We start from the raw sequence: 13,259 nt of genomic DNA on the forward strand, positions 1-13,259 counted from the left end.
ATACACTGGATAGAATTGTTATCGCGGAACCTGATATTTTTAACTTTGCAAGGTTGTAATCATCAACTGAAAGAACGCAAGGCAACCGAAATTATTCAAGGTGGCTGTCCGCCTATTGCTGGCTATAGTACATTATTGGCATCAATCTGTTCATGCGCCAGGATAAGGAATTGGTCATCGCGCAACGGCAAGATCACACCAACTTATCGCATGATCACGAATGACTGGACCACCACAACTTACCCGTCATACGCGGTTTGAAGCTCAGTTTTGATATGCGCTGATATGTCATTCAGTCTCATTTATCGAGTCTGTTAAAACATTCTTTTCAATCGATCTTAGACAATATTTTTCATGTAAATTGTCTGAATTTACGGCGTAAGCGAAGGTTGGTTTACTGGCTGTCAATGATGAGGAAATCATCATCACACCCAAAGGACGATTATTTGTTGGAGGTATTTGTAAGGTTTTTGATAAGCATTTGCGAACCAGATAAGCACAATAACACTTATAAAATTAATTTTTTCCACTTGATCACCAGAAAGCCTATTAGCTCTCTGGTGCTTTAAAACTTATGTTCTGACTTCCTATTGAATCTCGCTATTCGCCAAGAGGTAATCTGCCAAACGGTCTGCCGCCTCCCCTTTAATATTTGGAAACGCTGGCATTCTCATGCTGCCATTCTGAAATTTGTTTTTAAGTGCTTCTTTGTTGGCTGATTTTTCGCTCAGGATCATTGCCACGTCACCTTTTAGAGGCTTGTGACATTCCGTGCAGGCGGTACTGAAAATTCTTTCTCCGCTGGCATCTGCAGGCGGCGTATAATCATTAGTGGCACCGCAACCGGCTAATGCAGCGACTGCAAACAACGTTAATGCCATGCTTAATTTCTTCATTTTCTACTCCCTTTTTCATTATCGACTCAATAACAGAATATTATTTTTCTGTTAGGCAAATTTTATCACTTACATGCAGCCAGCAGTTGTGATGTTTTTATAGGAAAGTAGTGATATTTTTTAAGAGGTGTCGGCGGCTTTGATGTGACGAATAAGATCTTTGATTAGCGCCAGACACATGAATATCATTACCATGGAAAATGGTAACGCACCCATGATCATGGCTTTTTGTAACGCATCAAGACTACCACTTCCCGTTATTAACAACGCAGCAATAACAGCAGACAGAATAAGCCCCCAGATTATCTTATGCTTCAGGTCAACATGATTCTCGCCGCCCGTCATGATTGTATTTAAAACCAGAATACCGGAATCTGCGGATGTGATTAAAAATGTCAGGATCAGTGTTACTGTTAGCATTGATACTAATTGCACGAATCCATTGAATGGACCATCGGAAAGTAAAACATTCAAAGTTTCAAAAAGCCTGGCAGAAACAGGAGCATGAATTATACCTTCTGCTGCTAACCCGGATAACTCCAGATAAATAGCAGTACCGCCAAGCAAGATGATCCATACAAAACACATCGCAGCAGGTGCAAGCATGGCACCCAAAACGAATTCTCGAATTGTGCGTCCCTTTGAGATGCGCGCTAAAAAAAGTCCAACAAAGGGGGCAAAAGCAATCCACCATGCCCAATAGAGTATAGTGCCATGTTCTTGCCAGTCACCGGCCGCTGTTCCGAGTTCAAAAACTTCAACAGAAATGACTGGCAGGAAAAACAGATAATCAACAATTGCACGACCGTACAATTCTAATAAAAACAACAGTGGACCGAAAATTGAAAAACACAGCAATAACAAGCAGGATAAACTCAGATTTAAGTTGCTCAGCACTTTGATACCACGCCCTAAACCCGTGGCTGCAGATACAATCGACAACAACATGACCAGGAATAATGCCATAAGAAGGGCGGTTTTTGTGGCAGCAGGTGCCGCGCCAATTTCTGTTTCTGACGACATCATCCACTCAAAACCGGCGATTTCATTAAAACCGGTGACCAGTTGACTAATTCCATAACCAATTGTTACGGCAATGCCCAGTAATGTTGCAATAATAGCTGTAATATCCAGCAAATGTCCCGCATAGCCATTAAGATGTTTTCCCAATAATGGAGTGAGGGTAGAACGTATCGTTAAGGGCAGATGATAGCGGTGCGCAAAATAGGCAAGGGATAATCCCGTCACTACATAAATACCCCATGGGTGTAATCCATAATGCAAGAAGGCATAGCGAAAAGCGGACTGAACCGCTTCAAATGTGTGCGGTGCAACGTTGCCATGAATAATTTCCGGGTTTTCCCCAAAGTGCCAGATTGGCTCGGCTGTAGAAAAGACCATCAGTCCAATGCCCATACCCGCGCCAAACATCATTGAGAACCACGAAAAATTTGAAAATTCCGGTCGTTCATTTTTATTACCCAGCTTTAGCTTCCCAATTGCCGGCACAATTGCAGCCACGATACAGAAAACCAGAAATAGCGTAACAACATAAATATAGTAAGCATTAAAAATATTTAACAGACTGCTGCTGGCACTACTGAGAACAGACGATGCTTTGTCCGGTAACAATACAGCCCATAGCACCAACGCAGCAATCAGCAATTTGCTGACAATGGCCATGAATCTATTAAACCCTTTATAAAAACCGGATTTAGCGACTTCAACCTGCACAATTTCTAACGGTAGTTTAATAACGTTTTCCTTTTATTTATTTATGCCAGATTAAATTTTAAGCAGTCAGCGCCATAGCAATTATGATCACCTTGCAAAAAATCCAAGTAATTTGTTTAAATCAGGCGGTCACATGTGATTTGATAATTGAAAACAATTTCTCATTGATTCTTGACACTTTTTTGACATTTGGTGTGTTATTCTGGATTTTGATAACAATTATCAATGACGTTATCTGGAATTAAATGGCTGAATTTTCCAGCTTATTTAAAAAATAAGTCAGTCTGAAACTAAAACAAAAAATAATGTATTGATGATTTATACAATTCATCCTTTAGGTAAACATGTTAATCAATTAATATCAAATTTAATAAACAGGAAAAGGGAGAAAAATGGTAAAAAAGCTGAATATTTTGATGGTTTCATTGTTACTTGTACTATTTACAAACAGTGCTCTATTTGCTGCCACATCATATACAGAAGATTTTGAAACATGGGGAAATGTTACAGCAAGAGGTAATTTTTCATCGTTTGGTAATTCAAAAGTATTATGGTGGCTGGAGGGCCAAGGTCGTTTTGGTAATGACGCATCAAGATTTTCGCAAGGTATTATCAGACCGGGGGTTGGCTATGCGTTGAATGAGAAAACCAGTATCTGGCTGGGTTATGGCTGGATTCCGACCAGCCGCCCGTTCGCAGCACGCAATGCTTTTAACGAACACCGTATCTGGCAACAGTTACTCTGGAGCGACAAATTTTCTTTTGGAACACTGCAAAGTCGCACTCGTCTGGAACAACGATTCTTCGATATTCCCGGCAGTACAGATGTGCATCATCGGTTCCGTCAATTATTTAAACTTGGAATACCTATTGCTGAAGTACCCAATCTCAGCTTTGTTATAGCAAACGAAATCTTTCTGAACTTTAATGATGTTGATATGGGTTTCCAAAGTGGTTTTGATCAAAACCGGGTTTTTGGTGGATTTGCTTACAAATTTAACCCAACAGTCACAGGTGAGATCGGATATTTGAACCAATATCTTAACAGAAGGAATTCTTCAAGATTAGATTCTATGCAGCATATCCTGTCAGTCAATCTATTCTTGAATTTCTAATCTACAATAAGAAAATCTGCTCTTTTCAGTATCTTACTTACGGATACTGTAATTTAATTTGATCCGGCCAGTTTTTATCGTTTTGCGCGGTAAAAATTGACCGGATTTATTTCAGTTTTTTGCGTGACAGATGGTTTCTTTTAAAATGCCTTTGTAACAGCGATAAATTAAATGTTTGTTATTTGATCCATACCGATTTAATATTTACAAATTCCCGGATGCCATGATAAGACAACTCTCGTCCAAATCCGGAATGCTTTATGCCACCAAATGGCAAACGAGGGTCGCTTTTAACGATACCGTTGACAAAGGTGCTGCCCGCATGAATTTTTCGTGCGACTGCTTCTCCCCGATCAGCGTTGCCTGTCCATATACTGGCCCCCAAACCAAATTGTGTTCGATTGGCTAGCGCAATGGCTTCATCAACATTTTCCACCCGCACCATCGCAGCAACAGGACCAAACAATTCTTCATCAAATGCAGGCATGCCGGGTTTGACATGATCTAATATTGTCGGTGCATAGTAAGCACCCTGTTTGCCAATAAATGATCCTCCCGCAATCAGTGCTGCACCCATTGATACACTCTGCTCAACCTGTGCATGCAGATCGTCACGCAGATCTGCACGTGCCATGGGGGCAATGCCGGTTGTTTCATCTTTGGGATTACCCAAGCGTAATTGATTTATCAGACTTTTAAACTGCATCACGAATTGATCCGCAATCGAACCAACAAGTATAAAACGTTTTGCGGCGATACAACTTTGTCCCATATTTTGGAAACGGGCAGTGATTGCCTGCTCTGTTGCAAATGTAATATCCGCGTCATCCAGCACAATGAACGGATCCGACCCACCTAATTCAAGCACGCATTTTTTCAGATGTTGGCCTGCGACTGCTGCAACCTTGCGGCCGGCCGATGTGCTGCCTGTCAATGTAACCGCTGCCACATGCTCATTTGCAATGATGGTTTCAGCCTGAGCGGCTGTAATCAATAAACTGCGAAATGTATTTTCGGGAAAACCGGCGTCACAAAATGCTTCTTCCAGCGCCAGCGCACACCGCGGCACATTGGATGCATGCTTTAACACGATGGCGTTACCTGCCATCATCGCCGGTGCTGCAGCGCGTATTAACTGCCAAAAAGGGAAATTCCAGGGCATGATGCAAAAAACAACACCCAAAGGCTGGTAAGCAACATAACTGCTTGTAGCGTCCGATGCAATCTGTTCATCGACCAGGAAAGTTTCGGCATGTTTGGCATAATATTCGCACCCCAGTGCACATTTTTCTATTTCAGCCCTGGCCTCTTTCAATAACTTACCCATCTCTTCAGTAATTACATTTGCATACTTCTCACGGGACTGACGAAACACCTGGGCGAGATTCTGAAAAAAGACTGCTCGCTGGTTAAAATCCAGCGCTGACCACTGAGTTTGGGCCGATACAATACTTTCTAAAATTGGGGGAATATCTACAGTCTGGAGAACAGGGAAAGTTTGCTTCGTCAACCCTGTGGCAGGATTGATGGATTGCATGGACATAAAAGCTCCCAAAAATTTTTCGATGATTTGATTGTGGAGGATTAACAGATAATGCTGCAACTTTTTAAATAAATCAAATTTGAAATTTTTGGTAAGGATACTTAAATAAGTAAAAATGATATAGAGAGAACGGACAGTCATTGTCCCGGAGAATTGGATATAACGATGACAGTCAAAAGGGTTATGGCGATTTTAATCAACCGTTATTTATTCAGTGTGTGGCAATGCCTCCAATTGTTGTTGCAACGCCCGCATATTTGCTTCGCGCAGGCTGATTTCTTTTTTTAAGCGTTCCACTCTGTCGAGGTATCTCTGGTAATTTCGTTCACTGCCTAAACGATCTGGATTGCCGTCTTGATATTCAGCTTTAATTCTTTCCAGACGTTCGGTTTCTTCAGCTATTTTTTCCTCAAGTGCATTGCGCTGTTCGGTAATTATCTTATTTTCCCTTCTTTGTCTAATTCTGTCATCTATACCTTCGGCATCTACTGAAGGAACTACGACAATGGGAGGAAGATCAATTTTTTCAGCATTATTTAATTGAACATTCGAATAGGTGACGTTGCCATGTTCATCAATCTGTTTGTAAACACCCGATAACGCCCGAGTTGCGTTGCCGATAAGAAGTATCAATAGAAGGACAAAACCTATTTTCATGATTTATAGCGTGAATTTTGAAACTATAATTTAGTAAGTTCCATTTTTAAGGCTGTAATATTATTATTATGTCGATGCAACTTGCTTTGTAATTGTTTGACTTTTTCGTTTTGTCGGCTATTTTCATGATCGTGTTGCAGCATAGCTAAGTTTTTTTGGGTCTCTGATAATAATCTCATTTCAGTAGCTAATTCGTGCTCAAGTATCGTGCGTCGTTTTATATCGCGTTTATTTTGTATGTTGGCATTTTCTTTTGGAAAATGATTCAATGTTTTGGGCGAAGATATGTGAGGTCTGTAAGACTGCAGTGCTGATTGAAGTTTTTGTCCCCCTGTTATCGGACGATTGGTGAATGTGATATTTCCATCCTTATCGACATGCTTATAGATGGTGGATCCGGCGTGCGAGATGGATGTAAAGTTAAAGCTCAATAAAATGAGAATGATAAATATACTTGGCGTACCCATATCTTGGTAATATATACAAATACTGAGAACTATACTATTACGTACTCAAACAGATATAGTTTATCAATTAGAATTATTTGGAAAAGCTAAAAAAAAGGCGATTATCCATTTCTTTTTTGATATTAATAAAATTAATTTCCTTGGTTACTTCCGGCATGTTGTGAATAATGCGTTGATGCGTATATCTGGCAACAGTAACAGTGCTGGTTTATTCAGTTGTGGCCTTGTTAAAGAATCACTTGACTACAAACTATAGTACAGATCAAATTCGACGGGATGTGTTGTTGCGCGTAGCAGCGTAACTTCTTCCATTTTAAGTTGAATATAAGCATCAATCATGTCATTGGTAAATACGCCGCCGCGAATCAGAAAGTCACGATCCTTGTCCAGATGGTGTAAAGCCTCATCTAATGAAGCGCAAGTACTGGGTACTTTTGCAGCTTCTTCCGGCGGTAGATCATAAAGATTTTTGTCCATTGGGTCACCCGGATGGATTTTGTTCTGAATACCATCGAGCCCCGCCATCATAAGCGCGGTGAATGCCAGATAGGGATTCGCGGATGGATCAGGAAAACGGACTTCTATACGGCGGCCTTTAGGGCTGCTGGAGTGGGGTATGCGGATAGCCGCTGAGCGATTACTTGCAGAGTATGCCATATTAACAGGTGCTTCAAAACCCGCAACCAGCCGTTTATAAGAATTTGTGCCCGGGTTGGTGATTGCATTAAGCGCCTTGGCGTGTTTTAGAATCCCACCAATGTAAAACAATGCAACTTCAGATAAGCCGGCATAGCCGTTACCAGAGAATAAATTTTCCCCGTCTTTCCATATGGATTGATGAACATGCATGCCTGAGCCATTGTCACCTACAATGGGTTTGGGCATAAAAGTTGCTGTTTTGCCATAGGAATGGGCAACATTATGTACCACGTACTTAAGCAATTGATTCCAGTCTGCACGTTTAACCAGGCTGTTAAATCGCGTGCCAATTTCGCACTGGCCTGCTGTTGCAACCTCATGATGATGCACTTCTACAGGAATACCGAGTTGTTCCAGAGTCTCGCACATGCTCGAACGGATATTTTGCAGTGAATCTACAGGCGGCACTGGAAAGTAGCCGCCTTTAATGGCCGGACGATGCCCAATATTGCCGCTATCATATTTGATAACAGAGCTCCAGGCGGCTTCTTCAGATTCGATTTTAACGGAACATCCGGACATATCAGTATGCCAATAAACCGAATCAAAAATAAAAAATTCCGGTTCTGGACCAAAATAGGCCACATCGCCAATACCGGTTGATTTGAGATAAATTTCACCGCGCTTGGCAAGCGAGCGTGGATCGCGGCCATAGCCTTTACCATCCGCAGGTTCAACGACATCGCAGGTCATAATGAGCGTTGGGTCGTCCAAGAACGGGTCCATATTAGCGCTTTCAGGATCCGGTATCAGGAGCATATCGGATGCCTGAATACTTTTCCAGCCAGCAATGGATGAGCCATCAAATGGATGACCATCTTCAAATTTGTCTGCATCAAAGCTACAAGTCGGAATCGTAACATGTTGTTCTTTTCCATTTGTATCAGTAAAGCGCAAATCAACAAATTTAATTTTACTGTCTTGAATCAATTTCAAAACATCGACTATCGCCATTTTTTTCTCCAGGCATACAAGGTTATAAAACTAATATAAGAAATCATTTGACTGAATTATACCAGCACCGGCCAATTAAAAAATTTGAAACCACATGCGGCATGCTAAAAAGGCTCATCAGATTATTATTTGTAAACATATTTTGCGATAATGGCATTATTTCAGCAAGCTCGTTAGTCCTTTCGTTAACGTAAGCATTACATAATATTGGAAACAAAATGGTGCCTTTCACACTGCCCAAAAAATTTGGCCTGATCGCGGGTGTTAGTTTGTTAGTAATGACTATTCTGTCGCCAGCCCCTGCGGAAATGTCTGAATCCGCGTGGCGTACTACGGGTGTTGCCATGTTACTGGCGATTTGGTGGGCTACCGAAGTTTTGCCGATACCGGTAACTTCGTTGCTGCCGGTTTTATTGTTTCCTGCGTTGGGTATCATGTCAATGGAGAACAGCACAGCGCCATATGCTGCGCCTGCCATATTTTTGTTAATGGGTGGTTTTATTATTGCAACAGGACTTGCCAAATGGGATTTGCATCGTCGGATTGCATTGAATATTCTGATACGCGTAGGCAATAGCCCAGCAGCGCTCATTGCTGGTTTTATGGGTACGACCGCTTTGATATCCATGTGGATCAGCAATACTGCCAGTACACTGATGATGATTCCAATTGCATTGTCTCTGGCAGGAGAAATGGTTAAAGATGAAATTGATCAACATCACAAGTTTATTTTGTGTCTCATTTTGGGCATTGCCTATTCGGCCAGTATCGGTGGTCTTGGGACTATAATCGGTACGCCGCCTAATTTATTTGTGGTGAGTTTCATGCGGCAGAATTATGGCATCGATATCAGTTTTGTCGACTGGATGATGTTTGGCGTGCCCGTTGTCATCGTCATGACGACCCTGGCTTGGTGGGTGCTCACGAAGTGGACTTTTTCGTTTGATCTGCAGGGCGAAAAACTTTCAAAGAAAACTATCATTGAAGAACTCGAGAAACTGGGTAAGATGACGCAACCTGAGATGCGTATTACATATGTTTTTACGTTCGTCGCCATGGCCTGGATACTGCGTGTGCCGGTACAGGAGCACTTTGAAGTTCTGTTATGGTTGAATGATGCCATGATTGCGGTTGGCGGCGCGGTGCTCATGTTTATTATTCCAGCGGGGCAGACTGTGCCCAAAAAAGTTACTGCGCTCATGGATTGGGAAAGTGCAAGCAAGATACCTTGGGGTGTGCTGTTACTATTCGGCGGCGGATTAAGCCTTGCAGAGGGAATAAAAAGTACTGGATTGGCTGATTGGATTGGTGCCGGTTTATCTGGCTTGCCGCATTTGGATTTGATTATCATGATGCTTGTGTTGGTAACGCTGGTGATTTTCTTGACAGAACTGACCAGTAATACTGCGACGACTGCTACTTTATTGCCGATTCTCGGTGTACTGGCCGTATCCAGCGGCATAGACCCCATGTTGCTGTTCGCACCAACAGCACTAGCTGCCAGCTGCGCTTTTATGCTGCCGGTGGCGACTGCGCCGAATGCTGTTGTTTATTCGACAGGACAGGTAACCATTTCACAAATGGCTCATGCCGGTTTAAAGTTGAATCTGGTGGCTATCGTTGTGGTGACTGGATTATCTTATGCATTGATTCCATGGGTGTTTGGATGAAAATTTACACATTTGTCCGCAATGTATTAGTACTGTAAGCAATTAATAACAGAGAAAAATAAATCGTATCACCACATGTCAAGTGCACTCGATATTCTCAAAGGTGTTTTTGGTTACCCTGCGTTTCGTGGGCAACAAGCAGCGGTTATTGCGCATCTTGCATCGGGGAACGATTGTCTGGTGCTGATGCCCACAGGCGGTGGCAAGTCACTTTGTTATCAAATACCTGCTTTGCTGCGTAAAGGTGTGGCAATCATTGTTTCTCCATTAATTTCCCTCATGCAGAATCAGGTCGTGGCGCTTGGAGAAGTTGGCGTTCACGCCGCCGCGCTCAATTCTTCATTAACGTATGAAGAAGCGCAACTTGTAGAGCGGAAATTGCTCGCTGGTGAATATGATCTGCTTTATGTCGCACCGGAGCGCTTGTTGACAGAACGCTTTCTTGATTTGATTGCTCGTATGCCGTTGGCGCTGTTTGCCATTGATGAAGCACATTGCGTATCGCAGTGGGGGCATGATTTTCGTCCCGAATACTGTCAGCTGAATGTTCTTCACGCACGTTTTCCCGATGTACCGCGCATTGCACTGACGGCAACGGCTGATGCTGTCACGCAAAATGAAATCATTGAACGGCTGGTATTGCACAAAGCCAAAATTTTTATTTCAAGTTTTGACCGGCCCAACATTCACTACCAGATTATTGACAAGATCAACAGCAGACAGCAACTGCTTTCATTTATTCAGACTGAACATTCAGAAGATGCAGGTATCGTTTATTGCTTGTCGCGCAAAAAAGTGGAAGATATAACTGCTTGGCTAAATGCGCATGGTATTGTTGCACTTCCTTATCATGCGGGTATGAGTCCGCATCAGCGTTCGCAAAACCAGGATACGTTTCTCCGTGAAGAAAGTATTGTGATGGTTGCAACCATTGCTTTTGGTATGGGGATAGATAAACCGGACGTGCGTTTTGTTGCGCATCTGGATATGCCCAAAAGCATTGAAGGCTACTATCAGGAAACGGGACGTGCAGGCCGTGACGGACAGAAAGCCAACGCCTGGATGGCTTATGGCCTGAATGATGTGATTCAACAACGCCGCATGATCGAAGAATCTGAGGCACAAAAACAATTCAAACAGGCCGCAGCCAGAAAACTTGAAGCCATGCTGGCTTTTTGTGAAACAACCACATGCCGTCGTGCTTATTTACTGGATTATTTTGGCGAGAAGGTTGCTTTCAAGGCTTGCGGAAACTGTGATGTCTGCTTGAGTCCGCCCGATACCTGGGATGCCACCATTGCGGTTCAAAAAGCATTGTCCTGTGTTTATCGCACCGGGCAACAGTTTGGCGCTGGGCATTTAATTGACGTTTTGCGCGGAAATGATACTGCCCGCGTCAAGCAATGGCATCATCAGCAAGTCAGCACATTCGGAATCGGTCGGGATTTATCGGTTAAAGCCTGGCGCGCAATATTCAGGCAACTGATAGCGCTCGGTTTATTAACTACTGACAGCGAAGGTTATGGTTCTCTGTGCCTCACGGATGCCAGTCGCACAGTGCTAAAGGGGCAACAAAAGATTTTTTTGCGTCAACTGACTGAGCGCAGTCCACGCTTGCGCAAGAAACAACTGAACGATGATTTTCCGATACTGGACCCAGCGGCACAGCAACTTTGGGAGCAATTACGCAACTGGCGAACTAAAACAGCCCGAGAACATGGTGTGCCCACATATGTTATTTTCCATGATGCGACATTACGGGAACTAGTGCGTTTGTGTCCGCAAACGGCAGATGAATTACGTCAGATTACAGGTGTTGGTGTACATAAACTGGACAGATATGGCGATCATTTAATCGAAATTCTACGCAACGGATAGTCTCCGTGCGTTTATTGGAGCGACTAATAAACAATAAATTATTAAATATAATCAATAGATAATTTTGTTTATCCATAAAACAATCTGTATGACAAATACAATCCACCGTTTGCTATAGGCGAAAAAACAACAATTGTGTTGCACAAATGCAACATGTTGGGCGCTATATATAAAAAAAAGATTTGTTTTTCTTGCAGGAATGCACTGTGTTGGGCACAATCCAATCAAACCTTCCGAGTTGGGAGGTCAAAGAAAAGCGGGGTGCATTCCACCGGAGCAAAGTTGGGTTTATTGTTGACCCCCTGTCGTTTAAACATTAAAGGAGAACTTCCCTATGAAGAAGAAGCTTATTTCGTTAGCAGTTGCCGGTGCGCTTGCAACACCAATGGTTGCGTCAGCACAAGGAACTAGTGTCACCATGTTTGGTAGTGCCCAAGCTGAATATTCTACAGTCGATTTCGATGGTCTAACCAGTCAGGCACAAATCGGTGATGAAACAGGTCGTTCTAGATGGGGCGTGCATGTTATTGAGCAACTTGGCGGTGGACTGAAAGCAAAAGCTCACCTTGAATTTGGTTTTAACACAGGTAATGGTGACTTGGGCGTTGCACGTGAGCGCTGGGTTGCCCTGGCCAATGACGCTTGGGGTGAAGTTAAATTTGGTCGCGTTCAATCCCCATTCAAGGATTTCGCAGGCGGTCAAACCATTGATCCATTTGCGTATACATCTCTTCAGGCAGCGGGAAGCGGCGGTACGATGACTGCTTCAGCAAATGGTATGGGTTCAGGCGCACAAGGCTTTGTTAACAGCGCGGCCCGTTATGATTCACCAACTGTTGAAGGCTTTTCATTTGCAGCTTTATTGATGCCAGGTGATTCAAATAATCTTGATCCTATATTAGGTGGCGGTATCCCTAATTCCAACAACCTTACTTCTAGCAGCACGAGTGGTGGTGAAGATGGTGAATGGGATTTTCAAGTCGCTGGTAAATATGAAGCCAATATAGCTGACCATAACATTGGTGTATTTGGTGGTTATTCCAGAGACAATATCAGTACTAATCAAAAAGCGTTTCAAGGCGTTGGTGCTGATGACGAAGAAATCTGGCGTGGCGGTGCTTCATGGAGCTTTCAAAACTTCCGTATCAGCGGTCAGTATGAAAACGTCAATAACGCCAGTATAAATGGTGCTGCTTCTTGTACTACAGCAGCGGCATTAGGAGCAACAGCTGCAGGTGGTGCAAATAATGGCGCCGGACGTGGTCAATGTAATTCAGCCATGAACGTGAATGGTGACGGACACCTGTGGTTTGTTGGCGGTGAATATGCGCTCGGTAATACCCGCTTACTTGCGCAAGGTGGTATGAGTGAAGCCGATGCAACAACAGCGGCTGTAAAACGCGAGATGAGCACCTTTACAGTGGGTGCAATTCATAACCTGAGCAAACGTTCCAGCCTGTTCGGTGGTTATCAACGTAACATGATAGATAACAGTACTGCTAGCGGCTTTAGAGATAGCAACGTTTATACTGTCGGTATGCGTCACGATTTCTAAACCTGAGTAGACTTCAACAAAAAAGGCACCTAGGTGCCTTTTTTGTTGTCTATGAGAAATTTTCAGTGACTACGGATTCAACGCTGCACTC

Annotated in this window: 10 protein-coding genes; 4 read left to right on the plus strand and 6 right to left on the minus strand. The window is 43.0% G+C overall.

Features of this window, described 5'->3' with window-relative positions:
• Window positions 1–587 precede the first annotated feature (587 nt).
• Window positions 588–896, minus strand: coding sequence for a c-type cytochrome (locus C8R11_RS02940; protein ID WP_107794386.1), 309 nt, complete (start codon window positions 894–896; stop codon window positions 588–590).
• Between the two features lie 120 nt (window positions 897–1,016).
• Complete coding sequence (locus C8R11_RS02945; RefSeq protein ID WP_219908529.1) at window positions 1,017–2,630, minus strand: BCCT family transporter; 1,614 nt, start codon at window positions 2,628–2,630, stop codon at window positions 1,017–1,019.
• A gap of 392 nt (window positions 2,631–3,022) precedes the next feature.
• Here C8R11_RS02945 and C8R11_RS02950 point away from each other — a divergent pair, with 392 nt between their 5' ends.
• On the plus strand, window positions 3,023–3,745 hold the full coding sequence (locus C8R11_RS02950) for a DUF2490 domain-containing protein (protein ID WP_107794387.1): 723 nt from the start codon (window positions 3,023–3,025) through the stop codon (window positions 3,743–3,745).
• A gap of 178 nt (window positions 3,746–3,923) precedes the next feature.
• On the opposite strand, the gene C8R11_RS02955 is transcribed toward C8R11_RS02950, so the two are convergent.
• The 4 genes from C8R11_RS02955 to glnA form a co-directional block, all read right to left on the minus strand.
• Window positions 3,924–5,288 carry an NAD-dependent succinate-semialdehyde dehydrogenase gene (locus C8R11_RS02955; protein WP_107794442.1) on the minus strand — a complete coding sequence of 455 codons (1,365 nt, stop codon included), beginning with the start codon at window positions 5,286–5,288 and terminating at the stop codon, window positions 3,924–3,926.
• Between the two features lie 207 nt (window positions 5,289–5,495).
• Window positions 5,496–5,945, minus strand: a complete 450-nt coding sequence (locus C8R11_RS02960) for a DUF4124 domain-containing protein (protein ID WP_107794388.1) — start codon at window positions 5,943–5,945, stop codon at window positions 5,496–5,498.
• Window positions 5,946–5,968: 23 nt separating this feature from the next.
• On the minus strand, window positions 5,969–6,412 hold the full coding sequence (locus C8R11_RS02965) for a DUF4124 domain-containing protein (RefSeq protein ID WP_107794389.1): 444 nt from the start codon (window positions 6,410–6,412) through the stop codon (window positions 5,969–5,971).
• 243 nt (window positions 6,413–6,655) lie between these two features.
• Window positions 6,656–8,065 (minus strand): type I glutamate--ammonia ligase, encoded by a 1,410-nt coding sequence (gene glnA / locus C8R11_RS02970; RefSeq protein ID WP_090696241.1) that lies wholly within the window; start codon window positions 8,063–8,065, stop codon window positions 6,656–6,658.
• A gap of 218 nt (window positions 8,066–8,283) precedes the next feature.
• On the opposite strand from glnA, the gene C8R11_RS02975 reads away from it, so the two are divergent.
• The 3 genes from C8R11_RS02975 (at window position 8,284) to C8R11_RS02985 (ending at window position 13,168) form a co-directional block, all read left to right on the plus strand.
• Entirely contained in the window at window positions 8,284–9,735 is a 1,452-nt protein-coding gene (locus C8R11_RS02975; protein WP_107794390.1) for an SLC13 family permease, read from the plus strand.
• Between the two features lie 75 nt (window positions 9,736–9,810).
• Window positions 9,811–11,613 (plus strand): DNA helicase RecQ, encoded by a 1,803-nt coding sequence (gene recQ, locus C8R11_RS02980; RefSeq protein ID WP_107794391.1) that lies wholly within the window; start codon window positions 9,811–9,813, stop codon window positions 11,611–11,613.
• Window positions 11,614–11,947: 334 nt separating this feature from the next.
• The gene (locus C8R11_RS02985) at window positions 11,948–13,168 is read left to right on the plus strand and encodes a porin (protein ID WP_107794392.1); all 1,221 of its coding nucleotides are present in this window, start codon (window positions 11,948–11,950) and stop codon (window positions 13,166–13,168) included.
• Window positions 13,169–13,259: the final 91 nt, after the last annotated feature.

Origin of the sequence: Nitrosomonas aestuarii (genome assembly GCF_003046585.1) — a bacterium.
GTDB classification, from domain to species: Bacteria; Pseudomonadota; Gammaproteobacteria; order Burkholderiales; family Nitrosomonadaceae; genus Nitrosomonas; species Nitrosomonas aestuarii.